The sequence below is a fragment of the Paenibacillus sp. sgz302164 genome, assembly GCF_056120505.1.
This window is the reverse complement of the sequence record NZ_JBVYOL010000009.1, coordinates 288,458-313,524: the sequence shown is the minus strand read 5'-3', so window position 1 is coordinate 313,524 and position 25,067 is coordinate 288,458. Positions and strand designations below refer to the sequence as shown.

The following is a 25,067-nucleotide window of genomic DNA, read 5'->3' as shown; positions in this document are numbered from 1 at the left end:
GAATGTTTGGAATGTGCAATGCGAGTCGGTTGATAGGAGCGTGTCTTTTTACAATTGAATACGATAAGTGAAATATAGGGATTCCGGTTATCATGGATAAGCGGGATCCCTATTTGCCGTGCGTATCGTTATTTCGTCAAGGGCAGCGTAATCGTGAATTCGGCGCCTTCGCCCAGCTTGCTTGCAACGGCGATGCTTCCGTGATGCATGTCTATAATTTTTTTGACGATGGAGAGTCCCAGCCCGCTCCCTCCTGCAACGCGATTCCGCGATTTATCGGCCTTGTAAAAACGCTCGAAAATGTGCGCTTGGTCCTCCTCGGCGATGCCGATGCCTGTATCGCTGATCCGGACTAGTGCCCGGTCGTCCCGGTATTCGAGCCGGATTCCGATCGTTCCGCCAACGGGAGTAAATTTGATCGCATTATAAACGAGGTTGCTCCACGCCTGGCTCAGCAGCTCCTCATCGGCCGTTATATGACCCGTTGCCAGTTCGATATCCAGCTCGATCTCTTTCTCCTGCCACTGCGGTTCGCAGGCTAATATGACGCTCCGCAGCTGCTTGTCGAGCCGGAAGCTTTTCGGTTCGAAAGGGTGATGCTGCGATTCCAGGGAAGTCAGCTTCATCAGGTTGTCGCTCAGCTTGGACAGACGCCTGCTCTCCGCCTCGATGATCTCCAGATAATGCCGGCGCTCTTCCGGTGTCGTGTCGCCGCTTTGCAGAGCGCGGGAGAATCCGCTGATCGACGTTAGCGGCGACTGGATTTCATGGGAAACGTTCGAGATGAACTCCTGCCGCATCTGCTCCATTTGGCCGAGCTCGACCGCCATGTCATTGATGCTGTCCACCAGCTCGACAAACTCGACGAATCGCCCGTCGTTTGGGTCCTGCTCAATGGATACGTTAAAATCGCCTTTAGATATTCGGCGGATCGCCCCGATCATAGCCTGGAAAAACTGCATTTGCTGTGAATGGAAGTACCTGCTTATCAGCAACATCGTGAAGCCCCAGAGCACCATGCCCCCGATAGAGTTGATCAATTGCCGGAACAGTTCCCGAGGCTGCGTCCCCAGGTAACCGTACAACCAGGCTGTTCCAAAATAAAGCCCTGTCCAGTAGATCACTATGACGGCAAAAATGGCTGTGGGAAAAAGGAAGCCGCGGAGGCGCTGCATCCGCTCCGCCTTGCTTCTTTTTTTCACGGACGAAGCACCTCCATGCGGTAGCCGAGCCCGCGGATCGTGCTGATCCGGAAGGCGTACCGCTCCTCGGGAAACCTTTCGCGCAGCCGGTTGATGTGGACGTCGACCGTCCGCTCGTTGCCCTCGTAATCGAAGCCCCAGATCTGCTCGATCAGTTGGTCGCGCGAAAAGGTTTTGCCGGGATAGCTCGCCAGCTTGTAGAGCAGCTCGAATTCCTTCAGCGGAAGCGTCACGCTCTCGGAATCGGCCGTCACTTCGAACGTTTTGCGGTTGATCGTCAGGTTGCCGGCCTGGACGGTCTGCGAAGCCGCGATTTTGTATCGTTTGAGCAGCGCCTTCACCCGCATGGCGAGCTCCATCGGCTCGAACGGCTTGACGAGATAATCGTCGGTGCCCAGCTCGAAGCCTTTGACCTTCTGCGAAGTTTCGCCTTTGGCGGTGAGCATCAGAAGAGGGAAATCGTAATGATTCCTCAGCTCTTTGCACAGCTCCCAGCCGTCCATATTGGGCATCATGATGTCCAATATGACCATATCGACCTGCACGGTCTCCAAAAGGGCCAGCGCCTCTCTGCCGTCGGAAGCTTCGACGACGTCGAAGCCCTCTTTTTGCATAAACACGCGAACCAGTTCGCGGATAAAAGGATCGTCGTCAACGATCATAATATGGGCCATGTCAGCCAGCCTCATTTCTCTATAATTCGGTAGTGTCTCTACCAGCATACCTCAGAATACCCGTCCGGACGAATTCCGGAGGAAACCCGGAGAAAATTTGGAGAAATCCCGACGAAATCAGCATAAACCGTTTTTATAAACTGAATATAAACCGCGCAGGGGCATGGATCGGGTGAAACCGCTTTTTTTCAATTGTAAATTGTGTTACATTTTGGATGAGAATTTTCATTTGCCTTCAATTTACAGATCAAGGTGGTTAATGAAGCGATGCTAACGACCCTATTTGAGGAATTTGAAAAAACAGCCTCGACGGAAGAAATCACGGCGTTTCGTGACAGTGTGACAGAGCGGGGCTTTTCCTGCTTTCGCCTGCTGCTGGACCGCTTTACGGAGCAATTAAAATCCGCCTCGGACGAGGACATGGGCCGCATCGAGGGGCTGCTTGCGAAGGCCGAGCGCATGTTTCCCGAACCGGTCCGGTTCAGCCCTTCCTGGGAGCGGATCTGGCAGGAGCTTCACAGCATTGCCGCTTACAAGAAGCACGTGCTGCAAACGATCCCGCACTCGGGCCGGTCGGGCGAGTGGCAGGTCATTCTCGACAACCCCCAAGCGGTGCAGGAGGTCGTCTGCTATCCGGGGCTTACTTTTGCCGATGCGGCTTATTTATATGCATACTTCCGCCCGCGGCTGGAAAAGTCGGAGTACATCCGGCTGCAAAAAATTCAAACCCTCATACAGGACACCGGTGGATAGAGCACAGCCGGCCCGGGCGCTGTCAGGCCGTTGGGCAGGCACAGCAAAGCGCGAAGAAAGCCTGCAAAAGTGCAGGCTTTTACTGGTTGATGCGTCGGTAACAGAAAATTCCTGCAAATGTGCAGTAATTTCAGCGAACGCATGGGCTCTAGCCCACTTTATCCGAAAATTCCTGCACAATCGCAGGCTTTTCGCCAAAATGAGCTACTTTCGTGGAAAAAGCCTGCACTTTTGCAGGCTTTTTCGTTGTGCTGCCAAGTGCCAAGTCATTCTCTCGCTCTCACTTCAGCTCTTAGCTGCCCCAAAAACAAGCTTTCCCGAATTCCCCTAGTCTAACTGGTGGTTGATACAAGAAGCATCAAGCGCCACCTGCGTGGCTCCTTGATGCTTGTTCATATTCGGCGGCGGGCTAAAGCCCCGCTGCTCAGCCTACCGGCGTCGCCTGAAGCCGGAACATGCGCCGAGAATCGCTTCGCTGATAATCACCGGCTCCGACTCGGTGACGATTATCCCATCTCCGTCGAAATATCATCTGGGCGATAAACGCCCCGTGGGGCGCACCCAGACCGTTAGGCGGGCACATATACTTGGCTGTGTGAAGAAAGCCTGCAAAAGTGCAGGCTTTTACTCGTCGATGCGCCGGCAGCAGGAAATTCCTGCAAATGTGCAGTAATTTCAGCGAACACATGGGCTCTGGCTCATTTTATCCGAAAATTCCTGCACAATCGCAGGTTTTTCGCCAAAACGAGCCACTTTCGTAGAAAAAGCCTGCACTTTCGCAGGCTTTTTTCAGCACGCGCGAAACCCAGGCCTGCGATGCTGCGTTACATGTTCGGACAACGCCTGCGCTTCTTTGGCGGGCTTGCCGCCCGCTTCGCAAACGGCTGCGCCATCCGCCTTTGGAGTGGCGAAAAAATCGCCCCCCGGCGAACAGCCCAAAAGCAGCTGCTCGCACAGAGAGCGATCCCCACACACATGGCGTTATTGCTTGGACAGCAGGTTCAACAGCAATTGCATGCTTTCGGCGCGGGTGATGTTTTCCCGAGGCGCAAGCCTGTGGTTTTCCCGGCCTTGCAGAAGGCCTTCCTGCACGGCGGCTGCGACATATGCCTCGGCCCATGCGCTTGCTTCGGCGGCGTTGCTCAAGTCCGCAGCCGCGGGACGTGGAGTAGCGGCCCCCTTCGACTTTTCGTATGCGCGGACTGTCATTGCCGCCGCTTCCTCGCGCGTGACCGGCTCCGTCGGCGCGAACCGGGTATCCGACCGGCCGCTAATGATGCCGGCCTCGGTCAGCGCCGCTATAGAACCGGCATACCCGCTTCCTGCTTCGACGTCTGCGAAATTAGCGTCTTTTGGAGCCGTCCATCCAAGCGTACGGGCCAGGAAAGCCGCGAACTGCCCGCGGGTTACGTCTCTTTCGGGCTCAAAGACCGACCCAGTGACGCCTTCGGCAATTTGCTTCGCCGCAATCCTTTTGATCGTTAGCGAAGCCCAGTGGCTATCCGGGACGTCGGAGAACGATTTGTCGTATTCCAACACGGCATATCGGCCGGCATTCCAGACCGCGGCGGTAAAATAACCGTCAGCGTACTGACCCGGCACGTACTCCAAAGCTCCGTCGTCAGCGATAGCATAGACGTTTTGCAAATGCCGCCCGCCGCTTCCGCTGACGCCGGCTTTCAGCTTCAGCACAACTCCTTCGGCAAACCGGCTGATCGTCACAGGCCGACTATCGCCGATGGCGATTTGCAGACGGAGTTCGACGATGGCGCCGGCTGGCCGCACTTCAGTGCCCGCCGGCTTTTTCAACAGCTCCGCCGAGGCTCCGGTGACTTGCTCCATGCCGACGAGGATGTTCGTCTTCGGCTTGTCGGCATCGGCTATCTGACTGAGCCACTTGTCCATCAACGTTTTCGGCAGCCGGACGGAAACGCCGTCTTTTTTCAGTTCCAAAGACGACCCCGACAAGCTGCGCAGGACGTTCACCGGAATCGACACCTGCTTGGCCACTTTAGCGATGCTTACGGAAACCGCGCCATCTGCGCCTTTGATAAACGAGGCTTCGCTCACTACGGCCTGTTCTTCCGCGATGCCGCTTGAACTGCCGTCTGCCCCACCGCCGGAAGTACCGCCCGTACCACTGCTGCTGCCACTGCCGCTTCCGTTATCCATCGCGGGCTGTACCGGATGATTCATCCGCTCCTGAATTTCCTGCGCGGTCAGCGCTTTTCTTAAAATTTCCACATCGTCCAGAGAACCGTTAAAAGTCGGATCGGGGAACCGGCTCTTCCCTATAAAGTTGGAATCCGCGAGCAGTTCCTGCGGATTGATCGTCATATTCGGATTCACGGCAACCGCCTGTCCGTCTACATACAACGTACCGGTGTGATCCTCAATCGTAACGGCGACATGCGTCCATGTATCTTTGGGAAGCGCGGAGCCCCCCATCAAAGTCTGATCCGTGCCTTTGTAAATCGTGTAGTACAGCTTCTCTTCCCCGCCTTTGGAAGGAGTCAGAAACATGAAACCGCCTGTGCCGCCAAAATCAAAAATCCGCTGCCACGCGCCGCCTCCGCCCCATTTGACCCAAGCCATGAACGTAAAATCCGCGGTATCGGTGACACTGTTCGGCAGCTTGAGGTATCCGTCCGTCCCATTCAGCTTGACCGCGCCGCCGGCTTTGCCATAAGCGTCATAGGTAACGCCGCCGAACGCCGTCGGATTCTCATGGTTCACAGAACTGTCAGCCAGCAGATTCCCGCTATCGTTAAATGAATACTTGGCAATGACTTCATGCGGCGCCGGCAGCACTGTGACTTGAAACGTTTTGACAGCGCTCGCCGCGCCTTTGACAATCGTGGCCGTAAGCGTCACTTGGACATTGCCGGAGCCAAAAGGCGGGTGATTCACTTTGCCGCTCGCCGCGACGACATCCGGATTGCTCGAATTCCAGCGGATGCTCGTATTGCGGACGCCTGTAACCGGCAGTGCCAGGTCGCCTTTCACCGCTGTCACGTCTCCGATGGACAAGTTTTCTTTGGCCGATGCCACGCTGCCTTCATCCGACAGCTCGCCGAGCTTTTTGCCCCAGACCGCAGTACCGGACTGGTTCAGGCCTGTGAATACAAGGGTCGGAGCCCACTTGACCCAATCCCAGGCCGGAGCGATTTTCACCGTGTCGATCCAGTAACCGCCCGGGGCCGCATCCGGCGCGTACCAGTGAAGCGTAAGCGTATTACCGCCGCTTAGCTGCCAAAAATTGCGGCTGTCGCGCGAGCCGATCGCGCCACCGGCCAGCAGCGTGATGACGGACGATTTGCGCTTGCCGTCGTCGTTGCGGTCGAGAACGATTTGCTCCCATTCGCCTGCAATCTGCGCTTTATATACGGCTTGTTCCTGTTCCCCCGCGTAGCGCTCCGGGGATGCTGCAGGCCAGCCGTCGTCCGTCCATAAAACTTTGCGTATATACAGCTCGGACCAGAGCGGCTCTTCGCCGACACGCGCATTATGCGCAATGTAGTAGTTGTTCCCGTCCTTCAGCCACGCATCGTGGCCTGTACCGGCCCACCCGGCGTCCCCTTCGAACGCGTAGGAGTTGATGATTTTCGTGCCGGTTTCCTTCGATCCTGTCGTATCGATCATGTCATGTCCGTTATAATCGACGTAAGGGCCGTCGACGGACCGGGATCTTGCCACACGAACGTTGTACGTATCGCCCAGCGATTCATAACTGACCGTCAAATAGTAGTACCCCGTATCCGGATTGTAAATGATGTTGGGGCCTTCGATGCCAGGACCGGGGATTCCGGTATCGCCCTGACGCTTGGCAATCAGCTTGCCTCTATTGCCCGGTTGGACCAGTTTGCCGGTCTGCGGGTCGATCTTGGCGATGTAAATGCCGCCGAAAAACGAGCCGAACGCCATCCAGGGGCTGCCGTCCGCATCGAATACAATGTTCGGATCAATGGCGTTCACTTGCTGGTCATCAGCGCTTTTGGTCTTGAAAACCGCCCCTTCATCATGCCACGGCCCTTCGATCGTCTCGCTTGTCGCCAGCCCGATATAAGAATTCCGCGTACCGAAACCGGAAACGGAATAATACAAATAAAATTTGCCGTTCATCTGCACAACTTCAGGCGCCCAAAATTCCGTATTTCCGGACCAGAGCCGCGCTTCGTCCGATACGCGGTCAAAGACGCGACCCGCAAATTGCCAATGCACGAGATCCGGCGATTTGCGAATTTGGATGCCCGGCTTCACGACGCCGTCGGGGTAATATTTTTTATCGGCTCCCGTAAACAGAAAGTCTGTCGAAAATGCGTAATAAGTGCCGTTCACTTTGATAAGCTCGGCGTCATGGGTATTGTTGCTCGTCCACTTGTTCTCGTCTTGTACGATGCCCAGATCCATTTTGGGAAGCTTATTCGCCGCAGGCGCGGGAGCATTCCTGATCAATGCGCCTATAATTTCATTCTCGCTCCAGGCCCGGTTCGCTATATACACCTCATCGATGCTGCCGCTGAAATTCGAATCCGCCGGAGCGAAACGGCTCTTGCCCAACCAGTTCGCATCCGCGTTCAAAGCGTCCGGATTGTAGGTCATGGCATTGTTGGTCGCTTGCAATTCTCCGTTCACATACAGCTTGCCGACATCGCCTTCCAACGTTACCGCAACATGAGTCCACTCGTTCACCGGAAATGCAGCGCCCGTCAAGGTCTGATCCGTACCCTGGTAAATACTGAAATAAAGCTTGTCGCCTGCGCCTCTGGGAGTCAGATACATAAAGCCGCCAGGCCCCCCGAAGTCAAAAATGCGGGTCCAGCCGCCGCCGGTTCCGTCCCATTTGACCCATGCCGCAAACGTAAAATCGGCCGAACGGGTCACATTGCCGGGAAGCTCGATGTATCCGTCCGTTCCGTTTAATACCGCGGCACCGCCCATTTTCCCGGCTGCGTCCCATGTCACGCCTCCATGAGCTGCCGCGTCGTTGTGGTTTACAGTGCTGTCCGCGATGACGTATGTAGTGCCCGTAACCGTTGTAAAATCCCGATCGAAGGGATAATCCGCAACCGGACCGGCTCCCGGCGGCACGGCATCGGCAAAAGCGAGGTTAGGCAGCACTGTCCCAAGAACGATAAATAAGCAAAGCATGCGAATGCAAAATTTCTTCAACTGAATCCTCCTTTTCGGCTGTTATAAAGCGTTTTTTCGAAATCGCTTTCAAAAATCGGCTTCGCCTCTTGGCCGCCGACCACCCCCTTCGTTTTATTTTATAAAAATATGAAATAATAGAGATTTAACTATAATATAAAGAGATATGTATGCGCTGTCAATACGAATCTTTTCAAAATTTTGTAAAATAAAAGAATAACCCCTCCAACAAAGAGGCTATTCCCCGTCCAACCTTATCCCCCCCCTTCCAATCTCAAGTGTGCAGCGGAAATGTCATGATAAAGGCAGTGCCCTTGCCTTCGGTGGAAAACGCATTCATCTTTCCTTTGTGACGCTCGACAATGCTCAGACATACCGGGAGGCCCAGGCCGGTCCCATTTTCCTTGGATGTGTAAAAAGGTTCGAAAATCCGCTGCAGCTTCTCTTCGGAAATACCCGATCCGGTATCCGTAATGGCTACTTCCACCTGCTCGTCCGCCACATGCGTTTCAAGCTTAATGACACCCTTGCCGTCCATAGCTTCCAAACCGTTGCGCACCAAATTGAGAATCAGCTGTTTAATCTCCTTCTCGTTCAGCAGCATATCCGGCACATCATGGTCCAGCCGCATATCGACTTCGATCCCCCGCAAGTTGGCGTCCGCCACAATCATCGGATACAAAGATCTGATGACTCTGTTCATATTATCCGATTCCATCAGTACGACCCGGTTTTTGGCCAACGATAAAAAGTCGTTGATGATCTCGTTGGTCCGGTCCAATTCCTCAAGAATAATGGCGAAATATTCCTGAAGATCGGGACTTGTGCGCTCCTTGATCAGTTGAATAAATCCTCTGATCACCGCCATCGGGTTACGGATTTCATGAGTGATGCTGGCCGCCATTTGTCCGACAAGACTGAGCCTTTCCATTTGGCTTCGCTCATGCTTCAGCATTTCGACCTCCGTAATCTCCTGAAAGACGCCCACTGCGCCGATTACATGCCCATTCTCCGTCACCGGGTAAGCATAGCTCAAAAAGATTCTCCCGTTCAGCTCAATTTCCTGCGCAACCGTCCGGTATCCTTGCAGCGCTTGGATTAGAGCCATTTCTTCAAAATTGCCTCCCTGCCGCGCGACAAAACTCCGGAAGCACGTTCCGATCAAACTGCCCCGGCTGCAGCACGGAAAATAGCCCAGGAACGCTTCGTTCACGATCGTAATCCGCTCATCCTTGTCCACAGCGAGTACCATAAGCGGCAGAAGATCAAGCAGCGTCTGAAGATGAACGGCATCTCCGAGCACGCTGTCATTAAACTCCTTGGCTTGATTGGCCGCAGCCGCGGCAGCCGATACATCCTGCATGTGCATCATGGCACCGGCAATTTGCCTTGTATGCGGGTCGATAATGGGAGCGGCGTTGAACAATAGCGCCTTTTCCTGTACAGTAATCCGCTTTTTGCTGCAGTTCTCCCCGCTGCGGATCATCCCGAGAATACCGCGGATTTCTTCCTGAATGCCCGCCTGCGCAAACAGTTCGCTGACATCAACCCCGATCGCCGTTTGATCCCGGTTTGTCAATGACCGGATAAGCTCAAGGGCGCCTTCGCTCGCAAAATCCACCCTATTGCGGCTGTCGACAGACAGAAAGCCCCCGGGAATTTGGCCGATCATCCAGGCAATCGTATTTTGTTTGTGAGCCAGCTTGATCGACAACCGCCGATAGATGACATACAGCATGCCGATGGCTGCCAGCCAAATGAATACAGTCAGAACGGCAACGATGTGCGGTTCCTTCCTTGAGCCGTACAAACCGATCATCAGCGCCATCACGGCCGACAGGCCCACACAGCTTATCAAGAGTTCCCTGTTTGCTTGTACTTGCACGATAAAATTTCCACCTCCACCCATACTTTCAAAAATAAGTATTCGACATCGAACGGTTTCCTCCTGCGCTGCACAAAAAAGGCATCTCCCCCAAAATGGCGCTGGGCAGAGATGCCTTTTCCTAGCTTAGTGAAATTCGGCTTCCGTTTGCAGCTGCGGACTCGCCGGATGCTGGAGCTGCTGCTCGGCGAACTCGCGGTACAGCTCATGCGACTCAAGCAGCTGCTGATGGGTACCGCTGCCGGTAATAACGCCTTTCTCCAAAAAAATGATGCGATCGGCGTCAACGACCGTGGATAAACGATGGGCGATGACCAGCGTCGTCCGGCCCTGCATAAGGTTGTTCAGCGCCTGCTGCACCACGACTTCGGATTTGCTGTCCAGGCTTGAGGTCGCTTCGTCGAGCATCAAAATTTTCGGATTCCGCAGCAGCGCCCGGGCAATCGCGATCCGCTGGCGCTGCCCGCCGGACAGCTTGATGCCGCGCTCCCCGACTTCCGTCTCGTATTTCATCGGCAGCTCGTCAATGAACGCATCGGCGTACGCCATCCGGGATGCGCGTTCGAGCTCTTCGAGCGTGACCTCCCGTTCCATTCCGTAGCAAATGTTGTCGCGGATCGTACCGGCAATCAGCGGGCTTTCCTGCGACACATAACCGATCTGGCTCCTCCATGAATGCAGGGAGAACCGCTCGATGGAGTCACCGCCGATCGTGATGTTTCCGGCCTGCGGGGTGTAGAACCGCTCCAGAAGCGAGAACAGCGTCGTTTTACCGCTACCGCTCGGACCGACGATGGCGGTCGCCTTGCCCGACTCCATCGTAAAGCTTACATTTTTGAGCACAGGCTCCTCATTCTTGTAGTTGAACGTTACATGCTCCAACCGGATCGGCTGTGCCGGGTCCGTCACCGGATCGCCGGAATACAGGTCCTCTTCCTCGTGGTCTAACACTTGCAGAATCGTGTCCGTAGCTCCCAGCGACTTCTGCGCCTGATTGAAAAATTGCGTAATCTGCGTAATCGGCATCACGATCTGGAACAAATACAGCATGAAAGCGACTAACTGCCCCGCGGAAATAGCTCCCGAGGATACCCGCATTCCCCCGTACCCGAAGAGCACGACAAGCAGCATCAACATGACGAAAGAGACGAGCGGCGCCATCAGCGCTTGAATTTTGCCCTCTTTCAGCCCGTATTGGAACAGCTTCCGGATGCCGGAAGCCCCTTCCCGGTACTCGCCCGGCTCGGCGTTCGCCGCTTTCACGAGACGAATTTCCGACAGCACCCGATTCAAAACGGATGTGAAGCTTGCCGTTTCGGCCTGCATGTCTTTGGACACTTTGTACATTTGTCTGCCGAGCGGAAACAGGATAACGAACGCGATCGGGAACACGCTGAACATGATCAGCGTCATTTTCCAATCCATGTAAAGCAGCACGACAATAGAGCCGACAATCGAAATGATGCCTGTGACGAAACCTGTCATATGTTCGGTAATAAGGCCCTTAATAACAGACGTATCGTTCGTCATCCGGCTGATCGTGTCCCCGGTCTGGCGGCTGTCGTAAAAGTGAACCGGCAGGACGAGCAGCTTTTTCCACAGACGGTCCCGAATCCCCGCGACAACACGGTTCCCCGCATAAGCCAGCAAGTAGACCGAAACCCCGGAGGCCAAAGCCTGCGCGACAAAAGCTCCCGCCATCCCGAGAATCTGCCCCTGGCTGAGCGAACTGACGGAGAAGCTGTCGACCACATTTTTGGTAAACAGCGGAATGACAAGCCCCACAAGTGTGGAAATGACGCTTAAGCCTAATGCTATGCCGAGCACAAGCTTCGGAGGATTCGTCTGCATCAGAAGCCGAAAGAACGCTCTCCAATCGGTACGAGCGGTTGAATTCGCCTGTTTTGTTTTCATACTCTCTACTCCCTTTTGCGTGATTTACAAGATGGAGTATATAAGCGTTTTATTAACTGAATATAAACGAATGAAAGTTGGGAGCCCTGCATACATTTTCCAGGGAAATGCGAAGCAGCCTGATACAACCGCGCGAACGGAACGATACCAGGCTTTCAAGTATGGTTTTCAATATTTTTGCGGGAATCCGCCGCTCTCTTCCTGAACTCTTCCTCGACTTCTTTGATAACCGGGAGCAATTTGTTGTACATAGCGGCAATTGGCGAGAATCGTTGTTTAAAGCGCAGAAGCTCGTTCTGTTGATCCGGATCGGAGGTTGCAACCGAAGATATTTCATTGACCGTTTTGTCGGCCCAAGTCTGGAACATTTCCAGATCGTAAATAATGCGCTGGGCGTGTTTCAAAATATAAGTCTCCGACATATAGTAATAATCTCTTCGGTCATTGCTTGAGGGCATCTTCCGGCACATGCCGAGTCTTTCCATATGGCGGATCTGAATGCTTACCGCAGCTTTGGTAACACCCGTTTCTTCAACCAAATCCTGTAAACTGAGCGGTTCCGTAGCGAACAAAAGCTGGGTAAATATTTTCCCAACCAGCGGACTATACCCCTTGCGTTCGTAGCTTAACGACAAAAAATCACTTATATTTTGCTTCCATTCGCAGAAAGAGTGATCATGAGTATCCATTCTTTACGCTCCTACTGTTCGCATTTTTCGAGTATGTTTGCCACTATCATAGACAAAAGCAACATGCCAGTCAACCATGAGAAAAATATTTTATTGTATTTTCAATTTGTGAACATTTTGCGACATTCCATTTTTAGGAATTGACGCAGGATAAATTTAGTATTATTATTCACGTTAACAACGTAGTTAACGATAAATACATTATCGACTACTTAAGCTTCATTTCACAGAGAAAAAGGAGAGAGCCTTTTATGAGAAAATCACTAAAAATTTTAACATCCAGCACTCTTGCCGCTGTTCTGTTATTGTCGGGAACTGCCGCATCCGCCGGTAAAGCTTTTGCCGCCGAAACCACTGCTTCTGCTTCCGCTTCAACCCTTCAAGCGGATTCCTTCGCCAGCCAGCTTATTAGCTACAGACTTTCCACTTTGGTAGGGGATACGGCTTACGTTTCCGGAAAAAAAGAGAGCGACATCTATTCCTCCCTTGCGAGCGGACAAAGCTTGACTCAGGCATCCGGTCTTAGCAGCTCCGACATTTTGAAAAGATTGAGCGATATCGTTAACGCCGATCTGCAGGAAGCTGTGGGCTTCGGAATCATTCCGAAAGACCAATTACAAGCCGGGGAAACAGCCGCAAGCAAAAAATTAAGCCAAGTTGTCGATACGCAAGGATATCAGGTCGCATCCACTGACGGCCAGGCCGTTCTGGCCCATATCGTTTTGAATCGTTTGGATCGCATTATTCTGGATTCCGCTGTGCTTTCGGATAAAGATGAAAAAGACGTCCGGAACGATCTGAGCTCAGGCAAATCACTGGTTGCCTCTTCACCTTTGGACCCGGGCGAACTGAGCAAAAAATTGTTGGATGCCGTTTATCAAGAAATCCAATACCAGGTTTCTGCGAACGTCGCCACCCAAGCCGATGCACTCAAGTACTACGCTGTGGCTTCCGAAAAAATTTCGAACATCATCAACACGCCAGGCTACCAACCCGAAGCTGCCAAACCTGCTTCCAGCAATCTGGAACAAATTGTAGCGAACCGGATTAGTAACATTATTTCGGCTACCGCATCTTTCGCGGATAAAGATGATACCGATGTACTGAACGATCTGCGCTCAGGAAAGTCCCTAGTAGCCTCGGCTGCTTCTTTGGAGCCCGGCAAACTGTCCGAAAAACTGCTGGACTTGTTGAAGCAGGATCTTCAGTTTGAAGTGTCGCAAAATCGCGCTTCCCAAGCCGATGCCGATAAATATTACGCCAAAGGCGCTGCGGAAATTTCGGACATTATCAGTACGCCAGGGTATCAGCCCGAAGAAGCCAAGGCTGCTTCTTCCGACCTGGAGCAAATTGTGACAAACCGTATCAGTAGAATTATTACGGACACCGCCAATTTTGCCGATAAAGATGAAAAAGACGTTATAAACGACTTGCGTTCAGGCAAATCTCTCGTAGCCTCGGCTGCCCTGGAGTCCGGCAAGCTGTATGAAAAGCTGACGGATCTTGCGAAACAGGATTTTCAATACGAAGTGTCCCAGAACCACGCTTCTCAAGCCGATGCCGACAAGTATTATGCCGAAGCCGCCGCGAAAATTTCGGACATTATCAGCACCCCGGGATACCAACCTGAGGAAGCTGCCAAGCCCGCTCCTTCCGATCTGGAAAAAATCGTCACTAACCGCATCGGCAAAGTGATTATTGACACGGCCAATTTTGCCGATAAAGATTTGGCAGACGTATTAAGCGACTTGCGCGGGGGCAAATCCCTCGAAGCTTCAGCCGCCTTGGAGCCCGGCAAACTGTATGAGAAGCTGACGGATCTCGCGAAACAGGATCTTCAATACGAAGTGTCCCAGAACCGCGCTTCCCAAACCGATGCCGACAAGTACTACGCTGAAGCCGCTTCGAAGATCGCGGACGCCATCAGCACCCCTGGTTATCAAGTGCAAAAGTAAACCTTTAGAAAAAGCGGCCTTGCCCAGCAGTTACATACTGCCGGATAAGGCCGCTTTTTTAATTGGGCTGGTTGGATGACAGCCCCGCCTGATTGACCAACTGTTGGCTTTCCGGATTTAAGCCGGTAATCGCGACAGTTTTGCCAAGTTGCTCGTACTTCTGTATCACCTTCGAAATCGCCGTCACGGCCGATTGATCCCATACGTGGGAAGCGCGCAAATCGATGATCACATGCTGAGGATCCCCGTGCGCATCGAACAAATCGACAAAATGGCTCATCGTACCGAAAAACAGCTGCCCCGAAATTTCATAAACTTTATGTTCTCTACTATTATAATGAGAAACCGCCCGAAGCCTCGCCATTTTCCAACCAAAATTCAGCGCGCTGAGGATCACGCCACTTACGACGCCAATCGCAAGGTCGGATGTCACTACGACGATGATCACCGTAAGCACCATGACGACGGCGTCGCCGCGGGGGATTTTGTGCAAAGTGCGGAGCGAATTCCAGTCAAAAGTGCCCTGCGAAACCATGAACATGACGCCGACCAGAGCCGCCATCGGAATTTGCCGGACGACCGGCGCCAGCACTAGGATCAGGAAAAGCAGAAACACCCCTGCTACAAAAGTCGAAAGTCGCGTCCGTCCGCCTAACTTGACGTTAATGACCGTCTGCCCGATCATTGCACAGCCGGCCATCCCGCCGAAAAATCCGGTCAGCACGTTGGCGATGCCCTGCCCTCTGACCTCCCTGTTCTTGTCGCTCTTGGTTTCCGTCATTTCGTCCACGATGGTAGCCGTAAGCAGCGACTCGGTCATCCCGACTACGGCAAGCGCCAGCGAATATGGCAAAATATGCAGGAACATCCCCCATGAAACCTCGATTTGCGGAAGATGCAACATGGGCAGCGCCTGCTTGATCGTCCCCATATCGCCTACAGTACGTACATCGATATGAAATACTACGGCGATTATCGTCATGACAATGATGGCAACGAGCGCCGAAGGTACGGCTTTCGTCAACCGCGGCAGCCCGTAAATAATGAGCAGCGTACCCGCTACGAGTGTATACATCGGCCACGACTCTCCGGCAAAGTTAGGCAGTTGGGCCATAAAAATAATAATGGCCAGCGCGTTCACAAAACCGATAATGACCGAATGCGGCACAAACGTAATAAATCTTCCGAACTTGGCGGCGCCCATCGCCCATTGCAGTACACCGGTCAAAATGCTGGCGGCATATAAATACTCAATCCCGTACCGGGCCACAAGAGGGCCCATTAATGAAGCCATCGCTCCCGTCGCCGCAGAAATCATCCCCGGCCGGCCCCCGACGAAAGAAATGGTAACCGCGATAATAAAAGACGCGTAAAGCCCGACCATGGGGTCAACCCCCGCCATAATCGAAAACGCGATCGCTTCCGGAATTAACGCAAAAGCGACGGTTAACCCGGACAACAGATCTTGGCGAACGTTGCCGAAGAAACCTTGTCGAAACCACTGCAGCAAGATCATCTCTCCCTATATGATGTTGTCGTTGACGCTCCACTCTCAGGATTGTCGGGTCCGATATTCGCTGTCTTCGATTATACTTGCAGGTCTAAACATTTTCAGTGATAGATAAGCTCATGTAAGCGCTTATATTAATGAATTTCTCAATGATTCTACGATTATCGTCTTTTTTCTACTACGTATATTTTCCCGGATAATTGAAGGTCACAATTAACGTCAAGGTTAATATATGTGATCGAAACTGAAATGTTTTATAATGATCTCAATCCGATTTTCGCGATGAATCCGAGATGTCTTGCACGATTTTAGGAGGTAAACCAAATGGCCCAGCAGACCGGGAAAACCAACACTATGTTTGCAGTACTTGGCATTCTAACTTTAGGTCCCCATACGGGTTACGATATTAAACAGCATATGGAGAAGAGCACCAGTTATTTTTGGAATGAAAACTATGGTCAAATTTATCCCAGCCTTGCCGAGCTGCTGAAACGCAAAGATATTACCGTGGATGTGAAACGACAAAAAGGAAAGCCGGATAAAAAAGTGTATAGCATTACAGAACAGGGAAAACTTACACTATCCGACTGGTTGTCTCAACCGATGGAGCATATGGTGATGCTAAAAAAGAATGAACTGCTATTAAGGGTGTTTTTTGGCAGCAACGCCCCGCCTGAAGCTATCATTCAACATGTCCGGGAACATAAAAGCAAGTTGGAAGAAAGCCTGCATATTTTTGAAGAACTCGAAAATTGGCTTCGCAACGAGCAATCGGAAGATCAAAACTATAAATACTGGCTTATCACCATTAATTATGGGAAAAGCCAATTCCGCAGTTTAATTCATTGGTGCGACGAAAGCATTGAAGTCTTAAAATCTTGATAAGATCGTTAGACGCCCGGATATACGCAAAAAGAGGGGCTGCACGCCCCTCTTCATTACTGTGCGTTTGTTGTTATGTCCCGCAAAAGGTTTGGTAAGGACAGTCGGATGGCTCAGGCAATGTGGAGTACTCGGCCTGTTCGGCAGAGTACGCGTAAGGGCTCGAAAGCACATCAAGAAGCCGCTCCATCACGCTGTAATCCCCCTCTGTCACCGCGGCTTCCAGCGCCTCTTCGACCCGATGGTTGCGCGGGATTACCGCGGGGTTGCTGCTGCGCATCAACTGGTGCGAGTCGGCTTTTGATTCCTGCCGCCTGCCTAGTCTCGCCTGCCACAGCTCCCGCCACGAAGCAAATTCCGGGGTACCGAATAGCTCCGTATCCTCCAACTGATCCATCGTAAATGCGCGGAAGGTATTGGTGTAGTCCGCACGATACTTCTGCATCATGTTAAGGAGATCTTTGATAAGGGCCTCATCCTGCGGCTCTTCGCCAAAGATCCCCAGCTTCGCCCTCATTCCCGCGAGCCAATGGCTTTGAAACAACCCGGTAAAACCGGAAATCGCGTCCTCGGCCAGTTTGATAGCCTGCTCTTCATTGTCATGAAGCAGCGGCAGCAGAGCTTCGGCAATTCTCGCAAGATTCCATGCGGCGATATACGGTTGATTGCCATAAGCATATCGGCCGTGCATATCAATGGAACTGAATACCGTTGCCGGGTCATAGGTATCCATGAAGGCGCACGGGCCATAATCGATGGTTTCCCCGCTAATGGCCATATTATCGGTGTTCATCACCCCGTGAATAAAACCCACAAGCTGCCATTTGGCAATCAGCGCGGCCTGACGCTTAATCACTTCCTGGAGAAGGGCAAGATAACGGTTCTCACCAGGATCAACCTCAGGAAAATGTCTTTGCAATGTGTAATCGGCCAGAGTCCGGAGATCCTGGATAGTCCCCCGTGCTGAAACGTATTGAAAGGTCCCGACGCGCAGATGACTGGCAGCCACGCGGGTCAAAATCGCACCAGGCAGTTCAGTTTCGCGGATGATGGACTCTCCGGTCGTCACCACAGCCAGACTGCGGGTGGTAGCAATACCGAGCGCATGCATGGCTTCGCTGATCACGTATTCGCGCAGCATCGGCCCCAGCGCCGCTCGCCCGTCGCCTCGCCGGGAGTATGGCGTTCGACCCGAACCCTTAAGCTGAATGTCAAACCGTTCGCCCCGCGGAGTGATTTGTTCGCCAAGCAGCAGAGCCCGGCCGTCTCCCAGCATCGTAAAATGCCCGAATTGATGCCCGGCGTAAGCTTGGGCAAGCGGCGACGCCCCTTCAGGAACTCTGTTGCCGGAAAGCACCGCTACGCCTTCTCTGCTTTGCAGCGCTTGAACGTTTAACCCTAACGACGCTGCCAAAGGGTTGTTAAGGATGATCAACTTCGGCGAGCGCACAGGGGTTGGGTTCGACCCGAAAAAAAACAACTCCGGCAGACGGGCATAACTGTTATCGAAGTTCCATCCGGCATCTATGACTGCTATTTTTTCTGTCATCGCAGCACCTTTTTTCGTTTGATTTCTTGAACTTATACAAGGTAATCCCCTTTAGGATTTTCTTCCTCCGCTTTATTATACCTTTCTTTACACCCGATTGGTGCTATTAAAAATTTTAAGCCGCCGCTCAAGCCGCCCGAGATGAACACACCGATTGTTCAAAAAGCTCCTGCTTCAAAATTGAAAAAGCTTTGAGCATGCATGCTTCAACGGATATTCTGATGCTTACAGAGGAGGCCGAAGGTCATCTCTATATGACTGCCGCTCATAGTTCGTACATATGATACGGTTCACCGTGCTGTCTGTAACGGCAAGTTGACATAAAAGCCGAATGAGACAGAGCTCATTTCGGGTAATAAATTATTTTCTTGAAACGATCTTACAACGAATAAAATGTGTTACAATTGTATATACATAGGAATATACATGATTGAGGGGAAGCATTAGTGTCATCATTTATATGGGATGAAGAAAACATAGAACACATTGCTCGTCATAACGTTGAACCGTTTGAAGCAGAAGATGCTTTAATGGATCCGCAGAGGGTGAAATTTTCTGCACATAGTGGTAACTTAGGCATTATTGGTGCTACAGAGGATGGAAGACGTTTAGTCGTGATTTACGTAAAGAAGGTAAAGGGAAAAATAAGAGTAATAACAGCACGTGATGCTACTGAATCTGAGGCCAAAACATACAAAAGGAGGAATCGATAATTATGAAAATAATTACTTCAAGAGACCAAATACCAGAAAATATGAGTGATTCGGAAGCAGCGGAATTTTGGTCGAACCATACAATGAGTGAGGAGTTATTGGAAGCTTCAATTGTAGAAGAAGAGGATCACGACTTGCCAAAAAGGAAATCTGCAACTATTTCTATTCGTATCGACGAGGATTTACTCCTACGCATTCGTACTTTAGCTAGGCTAAGAAAAAAGGGCTATCAGACGCTTATTAAAGAATTTTTAATTGAACGGACGTATGAAGAGGAAAAAAAAATTTCCCTTTTAGAAAGGAGTAGTTTAGATTTTAATGATGCTCTGAAAGAGATCGCAGTAGCTAAAGCCGAATAAAAAAAGATGTTGTGCACATAGTATCTTTCGAACGAGGTTAGGGATGTAGTATTCCTTACCTCGTTCTTTTGCTTTACTCACTTGACGGGCCTTGTCTTTCTTTTGACAGAAGGCAAATGAGAGCATGAGTACGTAAATTGTAAATTTTACCCAAATTAATTTTGTCTTTTTCTGAGCTGCCCACAACGACGATCCGGACGCTGGCCATGCCGAACAGCCTGTGCAGCGAATTTTCCGTCACGCGCACCGCTCGAATGCGCCGGGCCGTAATGATAGCCTGTTTCTTTTCCAGCAAGCCCCGCTTGATCGTCAGCGTGTCGCCCTGTGCCTCCAGCCTGAAGCCGCAATCCATGAAAAAGCGTCCGCTTGCGCACCCAAATCCCGTGATGAAACTCGACATCCTTTTCGGCGACCGCATACCGCCACGAACGGTATTTCAGCCCCGGGAGCACCGCTAGCTCCAGTACCGCGATCGCTGCTGCAAGCACCACCGTCAGTGTGAAAATCCATCTCGGCCAGTCAAAACGCACGGTCAAAACTCCAAGTGCGGCGACAACGGCGAGACATACCGCAGCCGTTATCCATCCCTCCGTTCTCCGTGAACCGCTCTCGGTCGATTCGCTTCATTCTCATCATCCTTTCTTCTGAAGCGGATTGCGGACAGCCGCCAAATAGAGAGTACCATCGTACTAAAATGTCAACGGAAGATAACGGCCTAGCCCCAAACGTTCTTTAGCTCGAAACCAACTCAGATTGAATCTTCATCCGTGACTCATGAGCTTCTTTACCAGCGATTTTTAAAATGGGAACATAAAAACTTCCCTCAAGGCCCGTTTGGAACTGAACGTGATTTGTAACTGAACCGTATTTTTTCATTGACAACCCGTCAAAGAGGATTTATATTAGTGACGATGATAATCATTATCATTTATGATAAAAGGCCCAAAAGTTAAAAGCGCATCCCCTTGCTGCTGTTCCTCATTGTCGCGATCAGAGCTGAGGGAAAAACCCTCGAGCGTTTCACCGGGAAGCTGAAGGGCGTCGAAGACGTGCCGGAAGACAATCTCGAGAAAATCATCGGGCAAGGTCTCGACTTTACAGATCATGCTAAGAAAGGGTACGTAAATGATTGCAAAACGAAAATTCTCATTAAGAACATTCATAATTTCGGCTGTGCTTATGATACCCCTAGTTAGTTGCTCAAGCCAGCAATCAAGCTCAACACCTGCACCTGCTCCGACTGTGAATGCTTCGGCAAGTACCGAAACGCCTAAAACAGAAACGCCCGCTCCCCAAGATGCAAATTCTAAATATCCGATCGTGATCAAGCATGCTTTTGGCGAAACTGTAATTGCAAGCAAGCCTAAACGAGTTGTTACAATTCAATGGGCTAATCATGATGTTGTTCTCGCTCTCGGAGTCGTACCTGTAGGCTTCTCGGCGGCGAATTTCGGCGTTCAGGACGGCAGCGGACTTTTGCCTTGGACAGCTAAAAAGCTCAAGGAACTCGGCGTAAAGGACCCGAATGTTTTCCAGGATACGGACGGCCTTGATTTTGAGGCTATTTCAAATGCAAACCCGGATGTCATTCTTGCAGCTTACTCCGGTATCACTAAGGAAGACTACGGTATTCTTAGTAAAATCGCTCCGGTTGTGGCATATCCGACCGCTCCTTGGTCAACCACGTGGCGTGAGCAAGTCATTTTGAACGCAACCGGTATGGGCATGAAAGCGGAAGGCGAACAACTTATTAAGGACACCGAGAACATGGTTAAAGCAAAGCTAAGCGAATATCCTCAGATTAAAGGCAAGAAAGTCGTTTGGGTCAACTTCTCGGCTAAAGATATGTCTCAACTGCATATTTATACACCTGTAGACTCTCGCGTCTCTTTCCTGCATGAGCTGGGAATGGTTTATCCTGAAAGGGTTACGAAACAGATTACGGACCCTACCAGCTACTCCTTGAAATTAAGCGCTGAGAATGCCGAGGCCCTTTATGATGCAGATTTATTAATTGGATATGGCAATGCCGAATTGTATCAAGCCGTTAAAGCCGATTCCCTGCTAGGCAAAATTCCTGCGATCAAGAGAGGATCTGTCGTGTTTATTGATAGCGATACGCCTTTAGTAGCTGCCGGAACCCCGAATCCGCTTTCGATAGCTTATACCATTGATGAGTACCTGAAATTAATCGGAGGAGCTATTAATAAGATCAATGAATAGTTCTTCGGTTTCAAAAAACAAACAGCTAAGCTCGCATATGCCGAAAAACTTTACGAAAGTTCTGGTAATTTGTATTGTCTTGCTCGGCGTGTGCGTGATTGCGTCTCTCGTCTTAGGCTCTCGGCTGGTGAGGTTTCATGAACTGATAGACGGTATATTTCACCATGACATAGACTCTTACGGGGCAAACGTGGTTCGCAAAAGGTTTTCCCGAACCGTGTTCGGTTTATTTTGCGGTGCGGCACTCGGAGTTTCCGGAGCGCTTATGCAATCGGTCACTCGCAACCCGATTGCAGACCCGAGTATACTGGGAGTTAACACAGGCGCATCCTTGTTTGTGGTTTGCGGGATTGCGTTTTTGAACATAAGCACCGCAAATCATTACATATGGCTGGCTTTAGCCGGGGCTGCGATTACTGCAGTTTTTGTATTCGGAATCGGTTCTATGGGGCGTGGCGGCGCTACGCCCATTAAGCTTGTTTTGGCGGGAGCCGCTACAAGCGCCGCCCTCTCTTCTCTGGTCACCGCCATCATGATTCCACGCTCTTATGTCATGGATCAATTCAGGTTTTGGCAAGTGGGAAGCGTCGGATCGGCAACCTGGAGCGCTATTGCCACTTTCATCCCGTTTCTGATCGTCGGCATACTGATCGCTATTAGTGCTGCCCCGGCATTAAATGCACTGGTACTGGGAGACGATGTTGCGACCGGAATGGGCGTTCGAACAGGAGTGCTGAGGCTGGTCTCGGCTCTTGCAGGTGTTATTTTGTGCGGCGCGGCTACTGCGCTGGCAGGGCCTATTGGTTTTGTCGGGCTTTTATCCACTCACGTCATGCGCCTTATTCTCGGCCCCGACTTGCGTTTTGTTATACCCATGTCAGCGATTTCGGGAGCAATCATTTTGACGATATCAGATGTAAGCGGCAGGCTTATCGGCAGCCCCGGCGAGCTTGAAGTCGGCGTAGTTACAGCGTTTATAGGAGCTCCGTTACTAATATTTCTAGCTATGAGATCGAAAGTGCGTTCATTATGAATAATGAATCTGTAAAATTGATTATAGCGGGCAGACGTCAAAGACGCCGCCGATGGATACTAGTCACCGGCTGCCTTGCAGTACTTGCATGCATTCTTTGCTGCGCCATGCTTTTGCTGGGGAGCGCCATTTATCCGGTTAAAGATGTCATCCGGGCGCTTTCGGGAGAGCAAATCAAAGGTGTGTCTTTTGCGGTTAATACCATACGTCTGCCGAGAATGCTGGCAGGTCTTTTCGCCGGATTTGCTTTCGGTCTTGCCGGATACACCTTCCAGACCATGCTGCGTAACCCCCTTGCGAACCCGAATGTCATCGGTATTACCTCCGGTTCGAGCGCGGCGGCTGTTTTTTGTATAACCATACTTCATACAAGCAGAGCCGTTGTTTCCGTTGCTTCAGTAGTCGCTGGTCTTACTACAGGGATAATCATGTATATATTATCCAGGGGAAAGTCATTTTCGATCGGGCGATTAATCCTTATCGGAATAGGCATACAGGCCATGCTGGACGCGGTAATATCCTATCTTCTGCTGGTTGGCGCACAACAAGATATTCCCGCAGCGCTCAGATGGCTCGGCGGCAGCCTCAACGGCTCTCAAATGAACGAGCTTCCGCCTCTTGTTATAACGGTTTTAATCTTTGCGCCTATCGTTATCGTGCTGGGCAAACATCTAAGTCTATTGGAGCTTGGAGAACAATCGGCTTCTTCTCTCGGGGTGGACACGGACAAGACAAGAATTGCGCTAATTTTGAGTTCCGTCTGCATGATTGCTCTTGCTACCGCTACCACGGGTCCAATAGCCTTTGTCTCCTTCCTTTCGGGACCGATTGCAAAAAGACTAGTCGGAGTTGGCTTCTCAAACGTAATTCCGGCGGGTCTTGTTGGCGTTAATTTGGTTTTGGCGGCAGATCTAATCGGACAATTTGCTTTCGAGGTCAGATTCCCTGTGGGTATCATAACCGGATTGCTCGGAGCGCCGTATCTGATCTTCCTGCTAATCCGAATGAATCGAAAGGGAGAATTATAATGAAACCGACACATCTTTTTCAAGCCGAACAACTAGTAGCCGGCTATGATCAAAAAACGGTTATCCAAGGCGTAGACCTTGTTATCCCTAGTAATAAAATCAGCGTTATTATTGGAGCAAACGGCTGCGGAAAGTCTACGCTGCTTAAAACACTGGCAAGGCTTATAAAGCCTATATCCGGAAAAATCGCTATTGACGGAAGGCCAATCGGCAAAATACCGCCCAAACAGTTGGCCCGAGTTATAGGACTGCTGCCGCAATCCCCCATTGTTCCGGAAGGAATTTCCGTGGCGGATTTGGTTGGACGAGGAAGGTTTCCACACCAGTCCTTGCTCAGCGGATGGACAAAAAAGGATTATGAGGCAGTTGCCGAAGCTATGAGAATTATGGATATAACGGAGTTTGCCAATCATAATATCGACGAGCTTTCGGGCGGTCAAAGACAGCGTGTCTGGATTGCAATGGCTCTAGCACAACAAACCGACATTTTATTTCTCGATGAACCGACGACCTTTTTAGATATCACCTATCAAGTCGAAATTTTTGACCTGCTCACAGACCTTAACCGCAAACACGGAACTACGATTATGATGGTGCTTCATGATATTAACTTGTCCGCGCGTTATGCGGACCATATTTTCGCGCTTTACAAAGGAAAGCTTGTTGCCGAGGGCGAGCCATCGAAGGTTATTACAAGCACATTGGTCAAAGACATTTTCGGGCTTGATTGCACGGTGATCAAGGACCCCATTTCGGGCTCTCCTTTGGTGGTGCCAAAAGGCCGGCATCATGTCAATAACCTTAGCCGCTGACACCGTCCAGGAAGAAGCCGCAGACGCTTGAGGAGCCAGCGTCACAGACACACGTAGATAAAGCCCGTTTGGGCTTGCCTGCACAGTGATTTTCCCCAAGGTTGACCGATCCCAATCCCCCTCGGGGGCAACTTTTCGCTTTAGCATCGCCCCATCAACACTCACAGTCCAGCGAGTTGTCTATAGCGGCAAGTTTTAAGGCCATCCTTGTTGGGATGGCCCTTTCTTTGTACAAAATATAACTTCTTTATCCAATCACATCACTTCTTCTCTTTCTTGCCCCATCTCGTTCGTCTCTTTCCGTAGATATCCCCCATATTCCTGGGTCCACGTCCACATGGCGGCAAAAATAGGCTGCAGAGCCTGCCCGGACTCGGTAAGTTCGTATTCGACATGCAGCGGTATGCCAGGGTAAAGAGTGCGAGAAACGATTCCTTTCTCTTCTAACAGCCTCAAGCGGTCTGTCAAAGTTTTCGGACTAATGGGATGCAGCTTGCGGCGTAATTCCCCGAAACGTCGGGTCCCGTTAAACAGTTCGAACAAGAGAAGAAGCATCCATTTGCCATCCAAGATCTCCAAGATAGGTTCAACGATACCAGGACAGGACCGATCCATCATCACTATCACTCCATAGTTCATTTTTTGAAACTATTGCACTTTAATGTAACTACTTTTCAAATGTACCACAGTTCATTTACTATGTAAATCAAGGGGAAGAGAAAATTACTAAAGAGT

General features: G+C 51.1%; 20 protein-coding genes and 1 pseudogene. 9 read left to right on the top strand and 12 right to left on the bottom strand.

Going from position 1 to position 25,067, the window contains the following annotated elements:
• Positions 1-128: 128 nt before the first annotated feature.
• Together AC0LWT_RS17475 and AC0LWT_RS17470 are read right to left on the bottom strand one after the other, a co-directional pair.
• Positions 129-1,175 (bottom strand): sensor histidine kinase, encoded by a 1,047-nt coding sequence (locus tag AC0LWT_RS17475; RefSeq protein ID WP_474682562.1) that lies wholly within the window; start codon positions 1,173-1,175, stop codon positions 129-131.
• A gap of 23 nt (positions 1,176-1,198) precedes the next feature.
• Entirely contained in the window at positions 1,199-1,876 is a 678-nt protein-coding gene (locus AC0LWT_RS17470) for a response regulator transcription factor (RefSeq protein ID WP_474682529.1), read from the bottom strand.
• A gap of 267 nt (positions 1,877-2,143) precedes the next feature.
• Here AC0LWT_RS17470 and AC0LWT_RS17465 point away from each other — a divergent pair, with 267 nt between their 5' ends.
• On the top strand, positions 2,144-2,629 hold the full coding sequence (locus AC0LWT_RS17465; RefSeq protein WP_474682528.1) for a hypothetical protein: 486 nt from the start codon (positions 2,144-2,146) through the stop codon (positions 2,627-2,629).
• Positions 2,630-3,610: 981 nt separating this feature from the next.
• Here AC0LWT_RS17465 and AC0LWT_RS17460 read toward each other — a convergent pair.
• The 4 genes from AC0LWT_RS17460 to AC0LWT_RS17445 all read right to left on the bottom strand — a co-directional run bounded on the left by AC0LWT_RS17460 (position 3,611) and on the right by AC0LWT_RS17445 (position 12,268).
• Positions 3,611-7,801, bottom strand: a complete 4,191-nt coding sequence (locus AC0LWT_RS17460) for a LamG-like jellyroll fold domain-containing protein (protein ID WP_474682527.1) — start codon at positions 7,799-7,801, stop codon at positions 3,611-3,613.
• 253 nt (positions 7,802-8,054) lie between these two features.
• On the bottom strand, positions 8,055-9,665 hold the full coding sequence (locus tag AC0LWT_RS17455; RefSeq protein WP_474682526.1) for an ATP-binding protein: 1,611 nt from the start codon (positions 9,663-9,665) through the stop codon (positions 8,055-8,057).
• Between the two features lie 126 nt (positions 9,666-9,791).
• Positions 9,792-11,579 carry an ABC transporter ATP-binding protein gene (locus AC0LWT_RS17450; protein WP_474682525.1) on the bottom strand — a complete coding sequence of 596 codons (1,788 nt, stop codon included), beginning with the start codon at positions 11,577-11,579 and terminating at the stop codon, positions 9,792-9,794.
• Positions 11,580-11,734: 155 nt separating this feature from the next.
• A complete protein-coding gene (locus AC0LWT_RS17445; RefSeq protein ID WP_474682524.1) occupies positions 11,735-12,268 on the bottom strand; it encodes a GbsR/MarR family transcriptional regulator in 534 nt (177 codons plus the stop codon).
• A gap of 251 nt (positions 12,269-12,519) precedes the next feature.
• On the opposite strand from AC0LWT_RS17445, the gene AC0LWT_RS17440 reads away from it, so the two are divergent.
• Positions 12,520-14,223 carry a hypothetical protein gene (locus AC0LWT_RS17440; protein ID WP_474682523.1) on the top strand — a complete coding sequence of 568 codons (1,704 nt, stop codon included), beginning with the start codon at positions 12,520-12,522 and terminating at the stop codon, positions 14,221-14,223.
• 58 nt (positions 14,224-14,281) lie between these two features.
• Here AC0LWT_RS17440 and AC0LWT_RS17435 read toward each other — a convergent pair whose 3' ends face one another.
• A complete protein-coding gene (locus AC0LWT_RS17435) occupies positions 14,282-15,739 on the bottom strand; it encodes a SulP family inorganic anion transporter (protein ID WP_474682522.1) in 1,458 nt (485 codons plus the stop codon).
• Positions 15,740-16,057: 318 nt separating this feature from the next.
• On the opposite strand from AC0LWT_RS17435, the gene AC0LWT_RS17430 reads away from it, so the two are divergent.
• Positions 16,058-16,615 carry a PadR family transcriptional regulator gene (locus AC0LWT_RS17430; protein WP_474682521.1) on the top strand — a complete coding sequence of 186 codons (558 nt, stop codon included), beginning with the start codon at positions 16,058-16,060 and terminating at the stop codon, positions 16,613-16,615.
• Positions 16,616-16,688: 73 nt separating this feature from the next.
• Here AC0LWT_RS17430 and AC0LWT_RS17425 read toward each other — a convergent pair whose 3' ends face one another.
• Complete coding sequence (locus AC0LWT_RS17425; protein ID WP_474682520.1) at positions 16,689-18,164, bottom strand: protein adenylyltransferase SelO; 1,476 nt, start codon at positions 18,162-18,164, stop codon at positions 16,689-16,691.
• Positions 18,165-18,610: 446 nt separating this feature from the next.
• Between AC0LWT_RS17425 and AC0LWT_RS17420 the strand changes: the two genes are divergently transcribed.
• Entirely contained in the window at positions 18,611-18,877 is a 267-nt protein-coding gene (locus AC0LWT_RS17420; RefSeq protein ID WP_474682519.1) for a BrnT family toxin, read from the top strand.
• A 2-nt stretch (positions 18,878-18,879) separates the two neighbouring features.
• Entirely contained in the window at positions 18,880-19,236 is a 357-nt protein-coding gene (locus AC0LWT_RS17415) for a CopG family antitoxin (protein ID WP_474682518.1), read from the top strand.
• 73 nt (positions 19,237-19,309) lie between these two features.
• On the opposite strand, the gene AC0LWT_RS17410 is transcribed toward AC0LWT_RS17415, so the two are convergent.
• From AC0LWT_RS17410 to AC0LWT_RS17405, 3 genes and pseudogenes are all read right to left on the bottom strand, one after another.
• Positions 19,310-19,588, bottom strand: a complete 279-nt coding sequence (locus tag AC0LWT_RS17410; RefSeq protein WP_474682517.1) for a PH domain-containing protein — start codon at positions 19,586-19,588, stop codon at positions 19,310-19,312.
• Positions 19,589-19,673: 85 nt separating this feature from the next.
• Positions 19,674-19,766, bottom strand: a pseudogene (locus AC0LWT_RS38975) (PH domain-containing protein); the annotation flags it as partial.
• A gap of 372 nt (positions 19,767-20,138) precedes the next feature.
• Positions 20,139-20,564 (bottom strand): hypothetical protein, encoded by a 426-nt coding sequence (locus tag AC0LWT_RS17405; RefSeq protein ID WP_474682516.1) that lies wholly within the window; start codon positions 20,562-20,564, stop codon positions 20,139-20,141.
• Here AC0LWT_RS17405 and AC0LWT_RS17400 point away from each other — a divergent pair.
• The 4 genes from AC0LWT_RS17400 to AC0LWT_RS17385 are packed head-to-tail and all read left to right on the top strand — an operon-like array spanning position 20,557 to position 24,332.
• Complete coding sequence (locus AC0LWT_RS17400) at positions 20,557-21,459, top strand: iron-siderophore ABC transporter substrate-binding protein (RefSeq protein ID WP_474682515.1); 903 nt, start codon at positions 20,557-20,559, stop codon at positions 21,457-21,459. The genes AC0LWT_RS17405 and AC0LWT_RS17400 overlap by 8 nt on opposite strands.
• On the top strand, positions 21,452-22,492 hold the full coding sequence (locus AC0LWT_RS17395; protein ID WP_474682514.1) for a FecCD family ABC transporter permease: 1,041 nt from the start codon (positions 21,452-21,454) through the stop codon (positions 22,490-22,492). Before AC0LWT_RS17400 ends, AC0LWT_RS17395 begins: the two co-directional genes overlap by 8 nt.
• Positions 22,489-23,520 carry a FecCD family ABC transporter permease gene (locus tag AC0LWT_RS17390; RefSeq protein ID WP_474682513.1) on the top strand — a complete coding sequence of 344 codons (1,032 nt, stop codon included), beginning with the start codon at positions 22,489-22,491 and terminating at the stop codon, positions 23,518-23,520. The genes AC0LWT_RS17395 and AC0LWT_RS17390 overlap by 4 nt, the downstream gene beginning before the upstream one ends.
• On the top strand, positions 23,520-24,332 hold the full coding sequence (locus AC0LWT_RS17385; protein ID WP_474682512.1) for an ABC transporter ATP-binding protein: 813 nt from the start codon (positions 23,520-23,522) through the stop codon (positions 24,330-24,332). The genes AC0LWT_RS17390 and AC0LWT_RS17385 overlap by 1 nt, the downstream gene beginning before the upstream one ends.
• A gap of 255 nt (positions 24,333-24,587) precedes the next feature.
• Here the strand turns inward: AC0LWT_RS17385 and AC0LWT_RS17380 are convergent, their stop codons facing one another.
• Positions 24,588-24,950: a winged helix-turn-helix transcriptional regulator gene (locus AC0LWT_RS17380; protein ID WP_474682511.1), complete on the bottom strand. Its 363-nt coding sequence runs from the start codon at positions 24,948-24,950 to the stop codon at positions 24,588-24,590.
• Between the last annotated feature and the right edge of the window lie 117 nt (positions 24,951-25,067).